Origin of the sequence: Bacillus sp. AFS088145 (genome assembly GCF_002564465.1) — a bacterium.
Taxonomy (GTDB): Bacteria; Bacillota; Bacilli; order Bacillales; family Bacillaceae_G; genus Gottfriedia.
In genome coordinates, this window is record NZ_NUUX01000010.1 from 12,653 (window position 1) to 28,525 (window position 15,873).

Genomic DNA, 15,873 nt, shown 5'->3' on the forward strand with positions numbered 1-15,873 from the left:
GTATAATTTGGATAGTAATTATGTTTACGAAAATACTATTGATTAACTATATATTGGAATAAATAGTAAAATCTTAATCATAAATGACCGAAAAATGGTGGGGGATTAAAAATGAACTTTAACTTTAATGAAGAACATAATAGAAAAAATACAAATAGTACAAAGTGGGACTCAGTTGATCGTGTATTTGGATGTACGGATGTACTACCTTTATGGGTTGCTGATATGGATTTTGCTTGTGCACCCGGGATTGTAGAGGCTATTACGAAACGAGCTCAACATCCTATTTATGGTTATGGACATATACCTGAAGAATTTTTTGAATCAGCAATGAATTGGGCAAGTAAACGTTATAATACTTCGATTAAAAGAGAATGGTTAACAAATATACCTGGTGTGGTACCAGCATTAAATTTAGCCATTGATGCTTTCACAAAACCAGGTGATGAAATCATCATTCAGCCACCCGTTTACTTTCCATTTTTCAGTACAATTAGAAATAATGGAAGAAACATCGTTGAAAATTCTTTAATTGAAGAAGATGGTTATTACTATATGGATTTAGAAGATCTAGAAAATAAAATTACTTCAAAAACTAAAATGATTATTCTATGTAGCCCTGCAAATCCTGTTGGAAGAGTCTGGACGAAAGAGGAATTATCAGGTTTATTTGAAATATGTAAAAGGAATAAAATCGTTGTAATAGCAGACGAAATTCATGCTGATTTAGTCTACAAGAAAGGTAGTCACATACCTTTTTATTCATTAAATGAAGATGCAGCAAATATGAGTATTACATTTATGTCGCCAAGCAAAACATTCAATATTGCAGGCTTATTTTCGTCACTTGCTGTTATTCCAAATCAAGATTTATTTACAGAGTTTTCTCATGCGATTGCTCGTTCTAGTTTAGAAAACTTAAATATTTTTGGAATTGAGGCGGTAATAGCAGCGTATAACGAAGGTGAAAATTGGCTTGATGAATTATTGATTTATTTAAAAGGAAACGCGGAGTTCATATATAATTATTTAAAAACAAATATTCCAGAAGTAAAAATGAGAGTGACAGAAGCGACGTACTTAGGGTGGCTTGATTTTAGAGGTTTAGGCCTAAGAGGTGACCAATTAAACGAATTTATGATTAATGATGCTAAATTAGGTTTAAATGAAGGTCGCGGTTTTGGAATAAATGGGGATGGTTTTATGAGATTGAATTACGCTTGTACACGTAAAACATTAGAAGAAGCCATGACACGATTAGAGAAAGCTGTAAAAGCTAGTAAGAAATAGAGAAGGAGATGGCATTATGACGTTAAAAATAACACCATGTATTGTTATGAGTGGGAATGCTAAAGAAGCAGTTCATTTTTATGAAAAAGAACTTGAAGCAGAAGTTCTAAATATACAAACATACGGTGAAATGCCAATACCTTGTCCAGAAGCATTAAAAAATAGTGTTGCAAATGCAATTTTAAAAATCGGAGAAAGTGACCTTATGTTATTTGATGCCCCTATTCAAACGAATTCGAATATGGACAATGATTTTCAACAAAATGCACCTAATTATCAAAATAGAAAAGTAGAAGTCACGATTAATCTTTCAATCGATAGCGTAGAAAAAACAAAGCGCATTTTTAATTCATTAAAACAAGATGGCCATGTTATTGCCCCGTTAGAAGCAGTACCATTTAGTCCCGCATTCGGAACAGTTACAGACAAGTTCGGCGTTACATTCATATTGATCACTCAAAAGTAAAATACAAATAATTTTTTAGTTTGATAGCAAAAATGGGGAGATTAGATGGATAAAATAAATGTTGAATTAGTAAAACAATTAATTAATGAACAATTTCCAATTTGGTCTCACTTAGAAATAAAGCCTGTAGAATTAAGTGGAAACGATAACAGAACGTTTCATTTAGGGGATAAGATGAGTGTAAGATTACCAAGCGCAGAATGTTATGTCCCTCAGGTTGAAAAAGAGCATAAGTGGTTACCCATTTTAGCGAATAAACTAAGTTTACAAGTTTCTAAACCGTTAGCAAAAGGAAATCCTAGTAAATACTATCCTTGGCCTTGGACAATCAATGAATGGATTGATGGAGAATCTTTAAATAAAGAAAATATAAGTGATTTAAGTCAATTTGCAAAAGATTTAGGGCAATTTTTAAAGGAGTTCCAGTCAATTGATGCTAATGGAGGACCGATTGCAGGAAAGCATAATTTCTTTAGAGGTGGAAACTTAGCTGTTTACGACCAAGAAACTAGGGATTCAATAGAACAAACAAAAGAGTTTTTTAACAAAGATTTATTAACAGAAATTTGGGAAACAGCACTCAGTTCCAAATGGGAGTATGAACCAGTATGGGTGCATGGCGATATTGCGCCTGGAAACTTACTTGTTAAAAATGGAAAGCTATGTGCGGTCATTGATTTTGGAATACTAGGAGTAGGTGATCCATCATGTGATGCAGCAATGGCATGGACATTTTTTGATACTGATAGTAGAAACGTTTTTAAAAAGGTTCTAAACTTTGATGAAAATACTTGGAATAGAGCGAGAGGTTGGGCTCTATGGAAGGCTTTAATTACATTTAATGTAAATAAAGATCATTCTACAACGATAAGAGAAGAATCATTTAATACGATAAATGTCATCATGAATGATTTTAAATCTTGATGAAAAATTTACGAGTTGCCTAATAGCAGCTCGTTTTTTTGTATCTTGAAACTTCACAGATAGTGCAAATAAAAAAGTTGTAACTGCAAATAAGCTACCAATTATGAATAAATAGAATAAAAACCACAAAAATTAATAGAAATAATAATTAAAAAGACTTTAAAATCGATTAAAATAAACAAATATACTGTAAAAATAGATTAGAGAAGACGAAAAGTCCTTCTCTATTTTTATGGTAAAAAGTTATCGCAAAGTAAGAGCATAAGTAAATGATCTTTAAATAAACATGAAAGTATGGAATCTTGTTCATACTAATGTTGGGGTGAGATACGACTATGATCCAAAAATTACTAGCTAGTTTTTTATTAATGACGCAATCAGTTGAACTTCCTGACAGCTTAACTGTTATTCAGCAGGGCCATCCGATTGCTGTAGTTAATCGCGAAGATTTTACAATGTCACTTCCAGGTACACCAATGATAAACGATAAAAAGTTTAATCAATTTATTGAAAAACTTGATCAACAAATTTACCGTAACCCTATAAATGCGACAATCAATGAACAAGGTAGGATTGTACCAGGACAGGTAGGATACAGGCTTTATAAAAAAGAGTTTAGGGATAAATTTACAACATATTTTTATAGTAAAGGTCCTTCTAAAATTGAAGTACCAGAGTTAGATATTTATCCTAAAGTCGATAGTGAATTATTAGCTCATATAAGGATTCAACAAATTGGACAATATGTAACCTACTTTAATTCGAATAATAAAAGTCGGGTGCATAATATTTCACTTGCAGCAAAAGCAATTGATAATTACGTAGTTTTCCCAAATGAAGTTTTTTCTTTTAATAAGGTAGTAGGAGAGAGAAGTGGAGCAAAGGGATACAAACGTGCACCGATCATTGTAAAGGGTGAATTGTCTGAAGGAGTAGGAGGAGGTATATGTCAAGTGTCCTCTACTCTATTTAATGCAGTAGATCGCGCTGGTCTAAAAATTATTGAAAGATATACCCATAGTAGACGAGTTCCATATGTACCAGCAGGGCGTGATGCTACTGTTAGTTGGTATGGACCAGACTTCCGTTTTCAAAATAAATATAATCAGCCCATTCTAATTCGAGCAAAACAATATGGTGGAAGTATGATTGTTACGCTTCATTCTTCCGATGTAATCAATTATGAAGTAAGAAATGTCCCTATAGCTCCAACTCGTTTACCAGAAGAAATAAATACAGAAGATGACAAACATTCTTCAAATCCTTCTAGAAAAGGAAAAATAATTCCACCGCATAAGTCTGTAGGGGATTAAAAATTAATACATACTAAGTAAACCCCACAAGGGAAATGAAAGATCCTTGAGGGGTTTTTGTGTTTTTTATGAATTAGGATCATTATGGATAAAAAATAATGAAAGTCTAATCTTTCAACACTAGACTTATAGAAACTAAGGATTTAGAATTATAAGAAAGATTTGAAAACAAAGGAGAATTGCATGACAAAAATAAATGTATTATTTGATTCGAAGGATATGGAACGAAATACATTACCTTATTACTACGATTACGGAAAGATCATTTCAACTATTCAAAGTCAGCTAATTGATACTTTTGGAGTAGATTTTCAAATGTATTCAGATGAGGATACTACAAATGAAATTTGGGAAATTCTAGAAGAAGATCTTAAAGAAGAATCGAGTGAAGTTCAATTAATCAGCCATATTTATAATGAACTTGAAACAAAAACTATTTCTTCGAATCACACTGATAAAAAATTGGAACTGATCATTAAGCCAAGGGTTGAAAATGGATTGTATTATTATCCGAATTACGGAGTAGCTTTATCGAAAGCGATGATATTTGAAGCGGATAATCAATATAATAGAGACCTGATTTTTGCTAAAAATGATTCATGTCTTTCATCCTTTTTTCAATACGTACTAAAAAGAAAACGAGATTATATTAAAAATTATGTAACAGTCTATACAGATACAGATGATGGTGTAGAAACATCAATTGAAAATATTACCAAAATGGTTAGTAGAGAAGATGTATTTTTAGAAGAATCATTAAAAAGAGAAATTTATCGATCAATAGACCATTTCTTTAATGAAGGTCGAGATTTCTTTAGAACATATGATATCCCATATAAACGAGGTTTTTTATTATATGGAAATCCTGGAAATGGAAAAACAACATTAGTAAAATCAATTGCAAGTAGTATTAACGCACCTGTTGCATATTGGCAAATTACTGAATACACATCAAGTTACACAATTAAAGAGGTTTTTAGTTCAGTGTTAAAATTAACGCCAATGGTACTAGTTATCGAGGATATTGACAGTATGCCTCCTTCGGTTCGCTCAGTATTCCTAAACACAATCGATGGGGCAACTTCTAAAGAAGGTTTATTTTTAATTGGAACGACTAATTATCCTGAAAAAATCGATCCAGCTTTAATGAACCGCTCCGGTAGATTTGATCGAGCATATGAAATTAAACAACCAACAAAAGAAATGCGTTCAGACTACTTACAAAAGAAAAAATTAAATCGAATTTTAAATAATGAAGAATTACAGCTACTAATCGATTCAACAAATGACTTCTCTTATGCTCAATTAAATGAGTTATATATTTCAATCATAATTGAGTGGGACTGTGAACAAAAAGTAGATATCATTCGAGTATGCGACGATATGAGATCAAGTTTACGTAAACAAAAAAAGCAAAATTGGGAAAAGAATCAAACTGTGGGGTTTTCTTTTGAATAATTGATTTTATTATTTCATGTAATAATTATGAGGGCCTTAACTCTGTTGATTTCCTTATTTAGCTAAATGGAAGTTTAGCTTAATAAAGATAGTTGTAAAATGATGTAAAAAGAGGCAAATTAAATGTTAATACTATCTTCTATGGTAAGAAGAACTAAGGAGATGACAATATGTCAGAAGATGAATTATTCTCAAATAAGGCATCTAATGTTTATGAAATATATTCAAAAATCCTCGATTTATTGAAAGAAATAGGTGCATTTAAAATTGAGTTTAAAAAGACCTCTATTCATCTTTTGAATAAATTTTCTTTTGGAGGAGTTCATCCAAAAAAGAAATGGTTAGATTTTAATTTAGTGACAAACCACCAAATTGAACACGAAAAGATTACTAAAATTGAACAAGTTTCCAAAAACCGATTTCACAATAATTTTAGATTCCATAGTATAGACGATCTAAATCAAGAGTTTTTAGTTCTTTTAAAAGAATCATATCATTTGATGTGTTAGTTATTATCAATGAATAGCAGTTTCTTAGGATTTATATCTGGTCTATATCTGTAATAGTAATGCTCCCGATTAAATTTGAAGATAAGCTCATTAACCAAAACAATTAATACTAATTTTTATATAATAATATTTCATTTCTTGTATTAATTTTTTACCAATATCACCTGTTTTTTAGAGAAACTCTTTCTCCTGTGAGTTTCTCTTTTTTATTTTTAATCATCTAAAGCAGGCTTTAGTTAAACAACGTGATCAACGATTTTTGTCGGTCCTTTTTTATTGAACAAAATTGCAGTTTAGTTGAGAGAAATAAGCACCCATCCTGCTACTGAAATTTATAGCATAAAATGTGATATGAGTGTAATAGACCACTAGAAGAGCCGTTCTTTCTTTTTACCAGAAAAAACTTATCCTTGGGTAAAAATGTGGGATTATGGAGAAAAAAAGCTTATTAAGAAACAGACACTAAAAAAAATATAAATAATATATTGGAGATATCCCGTTTGAATGCTTGAGGAGGATATTATGAAACCTATGTTACCTAGTGAAAAATATTTCGGTAATTTAGAACTAGTTTATGCATTTTATGGGGCTATGCCAACAGGTGTTACTGTTTCAGAAACCGGTCGTATTTTCATTTGCTTTCCGAAATGGGGAGACGATGTTAAATTTACGGTGGGGGAAATTGTTGAGGATAAATTGGAGCCTTATCCTAATTTACAAACCAATTTGGTTAACCCTGAGAATATCACAATGACTTTCATTAGTGTCCAAAGTGTAGTTGCTGATGGAAGGGGAACGCTTTGGATATTAGATACAGCGGCACCAAATTTTTCTGAACCTATTAAAGGAGGGGCAAAATTAGTCGCTGTTGATTTAGAAACTAATACAATAAACAAAGTATATACCTTTACAGAAGAGGTTGTCCTGCCTACAACTTATCTGAATGATGTCCGTTTTGATTTTCGTGTTGGAAAAGCAGGTTATGCTTATATAACGGATTCATCTTCAAGAGGACCAGGAGCTATTATCGTCGTAGATTTATCAAATGGAAACGCGTTTAGACGGTTAAATGGGGCAAATTCAACTTCACCTGATCCTTATTTTTTACCGAAAGTAGAAGGTCAAATTTTACTGAATCGAAACAAAGACGGTTCAACTTCTCCATTTAGATTGGCGTCTGATAGTCTTGCCATTTCTCCCGATGGAAAGAGATTATTTTTTGCTCCACTAACCAGTCGTCACTTGTTCTCGATTTCAACAGAAGCCCTGAGAGACAGAACGATACCGGACATGGATGTACCTTATCATGTGAAGTATTGGGGAGAAAAAGGTGCGTCTGATGGAATGATCACCGATGCAAAGGGAACTGTTTATGCTGGAGATTATGAAAACAACTGTATCCGTAAGATATTTCCAAATGGCATAATGGAAACTATCGCACATGATCCGAGAATTTTGTGGCCGGATACTTTTTCAATAGGTCCGGATCAATATTTGTATTTCATTGTGAACCAGTTACATCGACAGCCTAGATTTCATTATGGAGAAGACTTACGACAGAAACCTTATAGTTTACTTCGTATCAAAATTGATGAATTCCCTGCTCCGACATTTTCATAATAAAAATAGTCAATTAATTGTTTTCATTTTATAGTGTAAAACAAACACGAGTAAACAAGAAGTATTAACTATATTTACTTCTGCCAAATAAACACAATATGAAATAATTGGAACAGTTTATTTGGTAAGTGTTAAACTGTTCCTGGAAACTTTTTATAATGTCGGTAAGTTCAATGCTGTATTGATATTATTTAAATCTAAACTGATCTGTTCGTTTGTATCCCATGCATGGTACCATCCTTTTTCTGCCATATATGTGGATATTTGTTCATGCATATCAAGAGCTTCTTCTAAATGGCGAGTGAGCATTTCTTTAATTTCCGGTGTTCCTGCCTCTGTAACTGCCATGGCATAATTTCTAATACCACTTTTAGCTGAAATGAGTAGATCCATTGCAACCACTTGATCCGTTAGTGCGTGCATGCCAGTTAATGTTTCAATGATTGGATTCATGTTTATTCATCTCCTATTTTACTGCTTAGCGTTGGAAAGGATTGAAGCATATTCTTGTAATTGTCTCGTAGATTTATCAATGTCTTGCTGCATAATATCTTTTAATAGCTGATCTGTAACTAACGCTTTCATCGTTTTGGATTTAGTTAAACAAGTGGTCTTAAATGCAGCCATCTCATGGACCTCAAGAATTTCATGTAAGGCGTAGTTCATTTTTTATACCTCCTTCCTCAAGGTTTCAACAGGACTTTTATACAATTATCCATTTTTGTGTCAAAAATCTCATAGCCACGCTTTGCTTCACTAAGTGGAAGTACATGACTTACGACATCTCCTGGGTCAATTTTCCCGGTCGACACTAATTCAAACATATATGGCATATAATGAATCACAGGTGCTTGTCCAGATCGAATATTGACGTTTCGGTTCATAATATCTCCCATTGGGAATCCATTATATCTCCCACCGTAAACTCCAGTAACTTGAATTGTTCCGCCTTTACGTACTGCTTGTGTAGCCATGATAAACGCACTGAATGCTCCACCATGAAGTTTCATTCCGCTCGCCAGGAACTCTAAATCAGTCATTTTACCGTCCATTCCAACTGCATCAATGACAACATCAGCGCCGCCCTTCGTTATTTCTTTCAAATGCATTCCCACATTTTCAAAGTGTTCGAAATTTACAATTTCAACTTTGTTGGTTCGTTTGGCGTGTTGCAAACGATAGTCTACATAATCTACGGCAATGACACGCTTTGCTCCTTTTAGCCAACAAAATTTTTGAGCAAAAAGACCAACCGGACCACAGCCAAGAACAATAACTGTATCACCACCCTTTACGCCTGCATTGTCAACACTCCAAAAACCAGTAGTCATCGCATCGGCAATAACTGCTAACTTTTCATCTGGTTCTTCACAAGTCTCTGGAATTTTGAAATGAGTAAAGTTGGCAAATGGCACTCTTAAATATTCGGCTTGCCCACCTGGATAGCCACCCGTCGTACCAGAATATCCGAAATAGGCACCCATATCACCATTATCATTAGAATTATCACATTGGCTTTCCAAATTTGTCTTACAGTAATGGCATTCACCGCATGCTATATTAAAGGGGATAATTACTCGATCTCCTTTTTTTAGCTTAGTCACACCTGGACCTACTTCTTCTACGATTCCCATTGGTTCATGGCCGATAATATAGTTTTCCTGCAGGTTAGGAATCATGCCATGAATTAGATGAAGATCAGACCCACAAATAGCTGTACTTGTTACTTTTATAATCATGTCATCTGGTTTTACAATCTTTGGATCTGGAACTTCTTTGACTTCAACATTTTTAATACCTTGATACGTTACTGCCTTCATTGGTTACAAGCCTCCAGTGTTAATGTTCATCAGGTGTTCGGTCAAACATGCCTTTTCTATTGTTCTCAACAGGAAATAGATTCATTTTGCCAATCATTAATGTATTGTTGGCAGACAGTTGGTCTAATTGATATTGTTCACTTAGTTCGTATGGATGGAACCATTTTTTACTAATCATTAGTTCTGTAATTTCTTGGTGCATAGCAATCCCTTGCATTAAATGGTTTCGTAAGATGGTTCTAACATCAGGCGATGCTGACTCTGTTAATGCGACCGCAATATTGCGAACACCTTCTTTGGCACGAAGAAGAAAATCCATCGCAAATGTGGTATCTGCTAGCTCTGGTACATGTAGCGAGTTTATAGGGTCTAAATAGTCATGGTTCAATGAATTTGACTCCTTTTCAATTAATTATTGGTGTTGGGCGGTTTTGAGGAACAGGAGCTTCAAAAGGTGCACGTTGATAAATTGACTGTAATTCTCCTAGCGCTTGCATGGATTGTTCAACATCTTTTTGCATTAATGCTCTCAAATCATCATCAAATACCAATCCTTGCATTAGTTTTGATTTCGCTAAGCAAAGGGTTTTGAAATTAATAACTTCATGTAAATCCAATGATTCATGATCGGCTAATTTTTGATTATCCATTTGGTTCCCTCCTATTTGATTAACATAAAAATACAAAGGTATTATTCCAATTAGACAAAGAATCATTCTTCAATAGTTTTTTTAAGAGGTAGGAAAAACGCTGAAATAAATCATAATATAATGAAAAATTCTATTCGATATATTTTGATTAAAAGGGCATAGGGTTAACCCAAACAATTTAAATTGATGGCAAATTATTTGATAGATTGGTTATAAATAGTAATAATTCATGATTGTTGAACATCTAAGTTAGAAAAAAAATAACAAATCAGTCGAATAAAAAGTTTTCTCATTTTTATTCAACTAACGCACTGCAAAGAGAACTTTATGATTAAATTGAAGATAATGTGACAATTACTAGATTTGAAATGGAATCATAACTCATTTTATAAAAGCTTGAACCGAGATATAATCTAGATAGCTGCAACAGTAAGAATGTTAACAAAGTATAAAGGTTTTACATAAGAAAGCCATAACTAAAGAGGAGGAGTTACTTATGAAATTTATGATGGTTGTGAAGGCTTCAAAGGATTCTGAAGCAGGGACTATGCCAAGAGAACAGATGGATCTGATGTTTGCTGCGATGAAGAAATATAATGAAGAACTGAAGAAAGCTGGTGTTCTGGTGTCAGTTGGTGGACTCCATCCAAGCTCCAATGGTATTCGTATTGCTTACCCCGTTCCCGGAGAACCGCCGACCATTACAGAGGGGCCTTTTGCTGAAGTCAATGAGTTGATTGCAGGATACTGGTTCATAGATGTGAATTCTCGAGAGGAAGCTATTGATTGGGCGATGCGGGCGCCAGACCCACATGGTCTTGGAGAAGGACAGATTGAACTTCGCCAAGTATTCGAATAGACCAGTGGACTAAACATTGGATTAACAATGATTCAAAAGAAGTTATTCTAATCATTCCAAATCATATACTTCATTAATCAACCCTAAAACAGCTATCCTGCCAAATACTAACTGTTGTTTACCTAATGTATGTATATTTTGATTAAACTTTAAGCTGCTTCGGTAGCTTTTTTTCTTTGTAATAGGTTCAAAGAGTTATTATTATATGAGCATACTTGGAATGGCCAACATCAACATTTTAATTTATCGAGAGTCTTCTTTTTATTTAATCTTGTTCCAATCATTAATTAGTAAAATATGCATTCAAGTTCATTCCAATAAGTGAAAGTGTAAAATTTTAATAATTTTAATTTCATTTTTGAATAAAGTTAAACGTAGAATATAGTTAATTTTCAGAAAAAATGATTGGAAAACGACACCGGTGTCATTATAATGAAATAAAAACGACATGAGTGTCGGTTTTAAGGGGGCTAAACAAGATGAAAGGTTTAAGGAATAATAAAGGTTTTTTAACATTAATGGCTGCTCAAGCGATTTCAAATATTGGTGATTGGTTAAGTATTGTCGCAATCATTACGCTTGTAGGGTTAAAATGGAATGCTTCGCCAATTGAAGTTTCATTTATCATTTTATGTCTCGCTGTTCCGATGGCTTTATTAGGACCTATTGCGGGAACGATAGCAGATCGTTTTAGTAGGAAGCAATTGATGATTTTATCTGACATTGTCCGTGCTGGATTATTTGTTTTACTTGCATTAGCAAATACGCTGTGGATGGTTTATATTTGTTTGTTTACGATTGGATTGTTTTCTGCAGTTTTTAATCCTGCGAAAAATGGTAAGTTAAAGGAACTAGTTCCTAATGAAGAAATAAAGAGCGCGATGTCAATTACAGCTATGATTGACTCAGCTACAAAAATTTTCGGACCGATTTTGAGTGGGATTCTAGTTTCGGCAGCTGGAACAACGCCAGTATTTTATATTAATTCAGTATCATTTATTATCTCTGCAATCTTAATTTTCTTGCTTCCAAAAATTGCCCAGCAGATTCAAGAAGAAAAAGTGAAAGATAAAGCTAAATCTTCCTATAAAACTGAATTTATGGAAGGTGTTACATTTATTAAATCAAATACGCAAATTTTAGTCGGTATGTTATCTTTAGGTTTTAGTCTCTTAATCTTGCAGTTATCAGATTCGCAAATTATAGTTTTAATAAGGGAACTTAAACATGCGTCCCCAGGTTTATTTGGTTATTTAGTAACTGGTTCTGGAGTAGGAATGTTTTTTTCTAGTTTAATTTTAGCGAAAAAAACTAATTATCGTGCCTATAATTTAATGTTAATTGGGGTTTTTGGAATCGGCCTTGGTTTTGGTATGATGGCTATATTCACACATTTTAATTTCAATTTTTCAATTGTTTGGGCACCTTTATTAGGTTTGTTTGCAGGATTTGCAGCTGGCTTAGTATTTGTTCCATTCCAGGCATCTGTTCAAGTCGATACCCCAGTTGAGTTAACTGGTAGAGTATTTGGCGTAATAGGAAGTGTTACCACAACAGCAACAATTATTGGACCTTTAATAGGTGGATGGCTATCAACGGTAATAGGTGTCATTCCAACATTTATTATATCTGCATCACTTTTAGTATTTGTCTCACTAATAGGATTTTTAACGAAAAATAGAGTAGAGCGGGGGAAGAAAGATGTCTCCGAAAGTCAGCAAGGAGCACCAACAGCAACGTCGAACTAAAATTTTAGAAGCAGCAAAACAAGTGTTTATCGAAAATGGGTATGAAAGAACGACTATGAAGCATGTGATGGACGCATCAAATGTAAGTAGAGGTGGATTATATCAATATTTTGCTAATAAAGAAGAAGTGTTTGAATCACTTTTATATGAGTCACTATTGAGAGTGTCTGAAGAAACAAGTAAATTATTGAATCAACATGTTGATTCATATTGGAAATTACTTTTATTAAGAATGTTCGGTGAAAGCAGAGTGCCAAATGATCGAATGGATCCTTTGGCACCAGTTACTTTAGAGTTTTTCATAACTGGTAGAAATGATGAAAGAAGAAAAAAGTATGGGAAAGAACGATATTTTTATGGTATTAAAATCTTTTCTGATGTCATAGAAGAAGGTCAAAAAAACAAAGAATTTAGTAAAAAGTATGATAGTGAAATTTTAGCAAGAATGATTGTTTCATTTATTGATGGACTTGCACTAGACTATGCAATACTCTCAGCGGAAGAAATAATGATAAAAGAACAATCGATTTTGTTCGTACAATTTTTAAAATTTGCTCTAGAAGTAGAATGAAAATGCGGGATTGTTATTAAATTAACATCCCAAATAAAATTATTTATTTAACATGTTCCAAGTCTTTTCACCAACAATCCCGTCCGGTGTTAGACCGAACTGTTGTTGAAATAGCTTTAGGGCATTTACAGTTTGTGTCCCAAAATGACCGTCTGGCGTAATGCCTAAAAGCTGTTGAATTGTAATAACATAAATATCTGAAGCTCCCTTTTTAATTACATGCCCGGGATATTTTAATGAGTGATTTAATAAATGCCCTACATTTATTTTGAAATGATTAAAAATCTCGCTATATTTTACAAATGGGTATGGACATGGTTTTCTAGTAACATCAAAATGACGCACTATATCTTTTTGAGTTAAATTAAACATAGAACATAAATCATTTACAACCATAACTGTTCGATTGATTGTAGTATTTGAAATACGATTATCCTTTTCAACACACATTTCAACTGATATCGATAATAAATTGGCATTTGGCTTTAAAGCTTCTACACCTCGAAAGGGTTCACCATTCACATAAGTATATTTTTCATTTGCATGGAATGTGACCTCATTTAAAGGGATGATACAAATTGCCTCTTTAGGATCCACAAAAATATGTGCCGATGCATAAGATGGTTTTCGCCCTTGACTAATTGCCTCCGCATTGTGCCCAGGTAATACCTCGCCAAAATATTTATAATGTCCGTTTGCAGTCGCTCCAGGATTTGCAGTCCAATGAATAACGATTTTTTTAACTCCATTTAATTTTTGGCCTGATCTTGTATAATGATTAATCGGGATGAATTTATTTTTCCAACTTGGCATGAAACAACCTCCTTATCTATATTTTTAAGGATTTTTAGTAATAAAGCTGTTGAATTCCAAATGTCACTAATAATAGGTTATGAACACTAAATTTTTATCATGTTGAAAATTGCCTCAATTCAAGGTTAAAAGAAGGTATACAATTAAATTGATTGAATTCAAATAAGTAAAGCAAATCTTACTAAAAATGGTGAATGTGTTTAGGAGGTACCAGATGAAAAGGTAAAAAAAGCTAAAATAGAAAGTTCATTGACCGTATTATTAGTTTCTGATTTTGAAAAATCGAAAAAATATTACGAAGAATGTTTAGGTTGTGAAGTGAACGAATATTGGGCAATAAGGGATGATTTTGGATTAGGTTTTAAGTTAATTCAAGCGAAAGGAAGATGTTAGACCTAACAAAGGTACATGGAATACGTATGCTTACGTTAATAATTTTGATGACTTAAACTTGCTATCTGATGAATTAAAAACAAATGGAGCCATAATCGTTACTGAGCCTGAATTAAGCCAATTTGAATGGGGAGTTTGGAAGGAGTTCGCGGTAAGAGACTTGGACGGTTATGTAATTGGATTCGGAACAGGACATAAAATTGAAAACTAAGAATATGGCTATACTAATGGTGACCAAAGGAGTGATTAGATGAATTTTCGATCAAAGGAACAAATTTTAACGGAGCAGCCATCAATAGAAAGAAAAATAGAATTTAGAGGTAATAAATACAAATTAGTTGATACAGTTCATGATGTTTCGCACGGTGGTTTTGATGATCTTACATGTTATACATACCGAAATGAAACGGAAAACGCTCATATATTGCTATATGTGCAAAAAGGAAAAATCGTAATTGTTGAACCTTAAGAATAGGATTTTAGACTGTCCTGTATATACAGGCAGTTTTTATTTGTTTTGGGACTAATATGAGGACATTTAGAAATATTAAGTGAAACGGTAGATTTGAAAAAATAGGGGGCATGTGGATTGAAAAAAATTATACTTTTATTCTCAATTCTTTTCTTAACTGCTTGTTCGCATAATAATGGTGCAGTTGAATCATTAAAAAAAGAATATCCTAAAACGATAAAACAAGTAATAGATCAATTACCTAAAGATGTACAAAAAGAACTAGTTGTACCAGAAAAGATACCGTTTAGAGCAAAGGATGTAACAATGGATGTACAAAAAAATCAAAAAAATGGAGCTATTAATGCTACCTCGTTTAATTACTCAAATGAAGAAGTAGAGGTTACAATGTTTGTCATCACTTATCATAATAAAAAACCTTCCTTCCCATATGAACAACAACCATTAAAAACAACTAAATTAAAAGATGGTACAAAAGTTTTGATTGTTGCAGATGATGATAATACAAAAACAATTCGATGGAAGAAAGACGGGCTTTATCATACAATTTCACTTCTTTTTTCAGAAGAAACTGGTAAACAATACACGATTCGAGATTTAGTAAAAACTGCGAATTCGATGAGTAAATAATTTAAAGAGACCGCCAAAAAATTGACGGTCATTTTTTAATGTGGCAAACAGAGAAGAAAAATTGACGTAGATGGATATAAACATAAGTACTACTACACCTCTGACTTCTCCTAACGGCTACCAATCAAAGAGTTTTCTTTATGAATTTTTAACTTCATTAAGAGCTTCAGTATTTGATTTACTTGGAGCAAAATAACCTTCTGAATTAACTGCAGCTGGTGTAGGTTGCCCTTTATTTTTGTTCTTCTTTTTTACATGTGGATTTTGATTGTGACCCATGAATATCACCTCCAAATTTAGTATGTGCTATATTTCCAACTTACTTTCGGAATTGTTA

Annotated in this window: 20 protein-coding genes; 13 read left to right on the forward strand and 7 right to left on the reverse strand. The window is 33.1% G+C overall.

Translation table 11 applies throughout. From position 1 onward, the window contains the following. The first annotated feature begins 111 nt into the window (after positions 1 to 111). The 7 genes from COI44_RS07145 (at position 112) to COI44_RS07175 (ending at position 7,580) form a co-directional block, all read left to right on the forward strand. Positions 112 to 1,290, forward strand: a complete 1,179-nt coding sequence (locus tag COI44_RS07145) for a MalY/PatB family protein (RefSeq protein WP_098427309.1) — start codon at positions 112 to 114, stop codon at positions 1,288 to 1,290. Positions 1,291 to 1,306: 16 nt separating this feature from the next. Beyond that, positions 1,307 to 1,756 carry a VOC family protein gene (locus tag COI44_RS07150; RefSeq protein WP_098427310.1) on the forward strand — a complete coding sequence of 150 codons (450 nt, stop codon included), beginning with the start codon at positions 1,307 to 1,309 and terminating at the stop codon, positions 1,754 to 1,756. Positions 1,757 to 1,801: 45 nt separating this feature from the next. After that, a complete protein-coding gene (locus COI44_RS07155) occupies positions 1,802 to 2,680 on the forward strand; it encodes an aminoglycoside phosphotransferase family protein (RefSeq protein WP_098427311.1) in 879 nt (292 codons plus the stop codon). A gap of 335 nt (positions 2,681 to 3,015) precedes the next feature. Next, positions 3,016 to 3,993: a VanW family protein gene (locus tag COI44_RS07160; protein WP_098427312.1), complete on the forward strand. Its 978-nt coding sequence runs from the start codon at positions 3,016 to 3,018 to the stop codon at positions 3,991 to 3,993. A 183-nt stretch (positions 3,994 to 4,176) separates the two neighbouring features. Continuing rightward, complete coding sequence (locus COI44_RS07165) at positions 4,177 to 5,451, forward strand: ATP-binding protein (RefSeq protein ID WP_286163805.1); 1,275 nt, start codon at positions 4,177 to 4,179, stop codon at positions 5,449 to 5,451. A 170-nt stretch (positions 5,452 to 5,621) separates the two neighbouring features. After that, the gene (locus COI44_RS07170) at positions 5,622 to 5,960 is read left to right on the forward strand and encodes a DUF5655 domain-containing protein (protein ID WP_098427313.1); all 339 of its coding nucleotides are present in this window, start codon (positions 5,622 to 5,624) and stop codon (positions 5,958 to 5,960) included. Positions 5,961 to 6,482: 522 nt separating this feature from the next. After that, entirely contained in the window at positions 6,483 to 7,580 is a 1,098-nt protein-coding gene (locus COI44_RS07175; protein WP_098427314.1) for an L-dopachrome tautomerase-related protein, read from the forward strand. Positions 7,581 to 7,733: 153 nt separating this feature from the next. On the opposite strand, the gene COI44_RS07180 is transcribed toward COI44_RS07175, so the two are convergent. Genes COI44_RS07180 through COI44_RS07200 form a run of 5 tightly spaced genes read right to left on the reverse strand, consistent with a single transcriptional unit; the run spans position 7,734 to position 10,050 of the window. Then, positions 7,734 to 8,033 carry a spore coat protein gene (locus COI44_RS07180; protein WP_098427315.1) on the reverse strand — a complete coding sequence of 100 codons (300 nt, stop codon included), beginning with the start codon at positions 8,031 to 8,033 and terminating at the stop codon, positions 7,734 to 7,736. Positions 8,034 to 8,051: 18 nt separating this feature from the next. Then, a complete protein-coding gene (locus tag COI44_RS07185) occupies positions 8,052 to 8,246 on the reverse strand; it encodes a hypothetical protein (protein ID WP_098427316.1) in 195 nt (64 codons plus the stop codon). A 17-nt stretch (positions 8,247 to 8,263) separates the two neighbouring features. Beyond that, the gene (locus COI44_RS07190) at positions 8,264 to 9,400 is read right to left on the reverse strand and encodes a zinc-dependent alcohol dehydrogenase (protein ID WP_098427317.1); all 1,137 of its coding nucleotides are present in this window, start codon (positions 9,398 to 9,400) and stop codon (positions 8,264 to 8,266) included. 19 nt (positions 9,401 to 9,419) lie between these two features. Continuing rightward, positions 9,420 to 9,788, reverse strand: coding sequence for a spore coat protein (locus tag COI44_RS07195; protein WP_098427318.1), 369 nt, complete (start codon positions 9,786 to 9,788; stop codon positions 9,420 to 9,422). Between the two features lie 16 nt (positions 9,789 to 9,804). Beyond that, positions 9,805 to 10,050 carry a spore gernimation protein GerQ gene (locus COI44_RS07200; protein ID WP_098427319.1) on the reverse strand — a complete coding sequence of 82 codons (246 nt, stop codon included), beginning with the start codon at positions 10,048 to 10,050 and terminating at the stop codon, positions 9,805 to 9,807. A 496-nt stretch (positions 10,051 to 10,546) separates the two neighbouring features. Here COI44_RS07200 and COI44_RS07205 point away from each other — a divergent pair, with 496 nt between their 5' ends. The 3 genes from COI44_RS07205 to COI44_RS07215 all read left to right on the forward strand — a co-directional run bounded on the left by COI44_RS07205 (position 10,547) and on the right by COI44_RS07215 (position 13,228). After that, positions 10,547 to 10,909: a YciI family protein gene (locus COI44_RS07205; RefSeq protein WP_098427320.1), complete on the forward strand. Its 363-nt coding sequence runs from the start codon at positions 10,547 to 10,549 to the stop codon at positions 10,907 to 10,909. Between the two features lie 479 nt (positions 10,910 to 11,388). After that, positions 11,389 to 12,657, forward strand: coding sequence for an MFS transporter (locus tag COI44_RS07210; RefSeq protein WP_098427321.1), 1,269 nt, complete (start codon positions 11,389 to 11,391; stop codon positions 12,655 to 12,657). Beyond that, positions 12,611 to 13,228: a TetR/AcrR family transcriptional regulator gene (locus COI44_RS07215; protein ID WP_098427322.1), complete on the forward strand. Its 618-nt coding sequence runs from the start codon at positions 12,611 to 12,613 to the stop codon at positions 13,226 to 13,228. The genes COI44_RS07210 and COI44_RS07215 overlap by 47 nt, the downstream gene beginning before the upstream one ends. A 39-nt stretch (positions 13,229 to 13,267) precedes the next feature. On the opposite strand, the gene COI44_RS07220 is transcribed toward COI44_RS07215, so the two are convergent. Further along, complete coding sequence (locus COI44_RS07220) at positions 13,268 to 14,041, reverse strand: peptidoglycan recognition protein family protein (RefSeq protein WP_098427323.1); 774 nt, start codon at positions 14,039 to 14,041, stop codon at positions 13,268 to 13,270. Positions 14,042 to 14,492: 451 nt separating this feature from the next. Between COI44_RS07220 and COI44_RS24520 the strand changes: the two genes are divergently transcribed. The 3 genes from COI44_RS24520 to COI44_RS07235 all read left to right on the forward strand — a co-directional run bounded on the left by COI44_RS24520 (position 14,493) and on the right by COI44_RS07235 (position 15,536). Beyond that, positions 14,493 to 14,645, forward strand: a complete 153-nt coding sequence (locus COI44_RS24520; protein WP_286163807.1) for a VOC family protein — start codon at positions 14,493 to 14,495, stop codon at positions 14,643 to 14,645. Positions 14,646 to 14,684: 39 nt separating this feature from the next. Next, positions 14,685 to 14,903: a hypothetical protein gene (locus COI44_RS07230; RefSeq protein WP_098427324.1), complete on the forward strand. Its 219-nt coding sequence runs from the start codon at positions 14,685 to 14,687 to the stop codon at positions 14,901 to 14,903. A 120-nt stretch (positions 14,904 to 15,023) separates the two neighbouring features. Then, complete coding sequence (locus tag COI44_RS07235; RefSeq protein ID WP_098427325.1) at positions 15,024 to 15,536, forward strand: membrane lipoprotein lipid attachment site-containing protein; 513 nt, start codon at positions 15,024 to 15,026, stop codon at positions 15,534 to 15,536. 138 nt (positions 15,537 to 15,674) lie between these two features. On the opposite strand, the gene COI44_RS24055 is transcribed toward COI44_RS07235, so the two are convergent. Then, a complete protein-coding gene (locus tag COI44_RS24055) occupies positions 15,675 to 15,815 on the reverse strand; it encodes a hypothetical protein (protein ID WP_175403438.1) in 141 nt (46 codons plus the stop codon). Positions 15,816 to 15,873 lie beyond the last annotated feature (58 nt).

Excerpts from the sequence above, each read along its gene's own strand:
- COI44_RS07145 (WP_098427309.1), top strand. The coding sequence starts at position 112 with ATGAACTTTAACTTTAATGAAGAACATAATAGAAAAAATACAAATAGT.
- COI44_RS07150 (WP_098427310.1), top strand. The coding sequence starts at position 1,307 with ATGACGTTAAAAATAACACCATGTATTGTTATGAGTGGGAATGCTAAA.
- COI44_RS07155 (WP_098427311.1), top strand. The coding sequence starts at position 1,802 with ATGGATAAAATAAATGTTGAATTAGTAAAACAATTAATTAATGAACAA.
- COI44_RS07160 (WP_098427312.1), top strand. The coding sequence starts at position 3,016 with ATGATCCAAAAATTACTAGCTAGTTTTTTATTAATGACGCAATCAGTT.
- COI44_RS07165 (WP_286163805.1), top strand. The coding sequence starts at position 4,177 with ATGACAAAAATAAATGTATTATTTGATTCGAAGGATATGGAACGAAAT.
- COI44_RS07170 (WP_098427313.1), top strand. The coding sequence starts at position 5,622 with ATGTCAGAAGATGAATTATTCTCAAATAAGGCATCTAATGTTTATGAA.
- COI44_RS07175 (WP_098427314.1), top strand. The coding sequence starts at position 6,483 with ATGAAACCTATGTTACCTAGTGAAAAATATTTCGGTAATTTAGAACTA.
- COI44_RS07180 (WP_098427315.1), bottom strand. The coding sequence starts at position 8,033 with ATGAATCCAATCATTGAAACATTAACTGGCATGCACGCACTAACGGAT.
- COI44_RS07185 (WP_098427316.1), bottom strand. The coding sequence starts at position 8,246 with ATGAACTACGCCTTACATGAAATTCTTGAGGTCCATGAGATGGCTGCA.
- COI44_RS07190 (WP_098427317.1), bottom strand. The coding sequence starts at position 9,400 with ATGAAGGCAGTAACGTATCAAGGTATTAAAAATGTTGAAGTCAAAGAA.
- COI44_RS07200 (WP_098427319.1), bottom strand. The coding sequence starts at position 10,050 with ATGGATAATCAAAAATTAGCCGATCATGAATCATTGGATTTACATGAA.
- COI44_RS07205 (WP_098427320.1), top strand. The coding sequence starts at position 10,547 with ATGAAATTTATGATGGTTGTGAAGGCTTCAAAGGATTCTGAAGCAGGG.
- COI44_RS07210 (WP_098427321.1), top strand. The coding sequence starts at position 11,389 with ATGAAAGGTTTAAGGAATAATAAAGGTTTTTTAACATTAATGGCTGCT.
- COI44_RS07215 (WP_098427322.1), top strand. The coding sequence starts at position 12,611 with ATGTCTCCGAAAGTCAGCAAGGAGCACCAACAGCAACGTCGAACTAAA.
- COI44_RS07220 (WP_098427323.1), bottom strand. The coding sequence starts at position 14,041 with ATGCCAAGTTGGAAAAATAAATTCATCCCGATTAATCATTATACAAGA.
- COI44_RS07230 (WP_098427324.1), top strand. The coding sequence starts at position 14,685 with ATGAATTTTCGATCAAAGGAACAAATTTTAACGGAGCAGCCATCAATA.
- COI44_RS24055 (WP_175403438.1), bottom strand. The coding sequence starts at position 15,815 with ATGGGTCACAATCAAAATCCACATGTAAAAAAGAAGAACAAAAATAAA.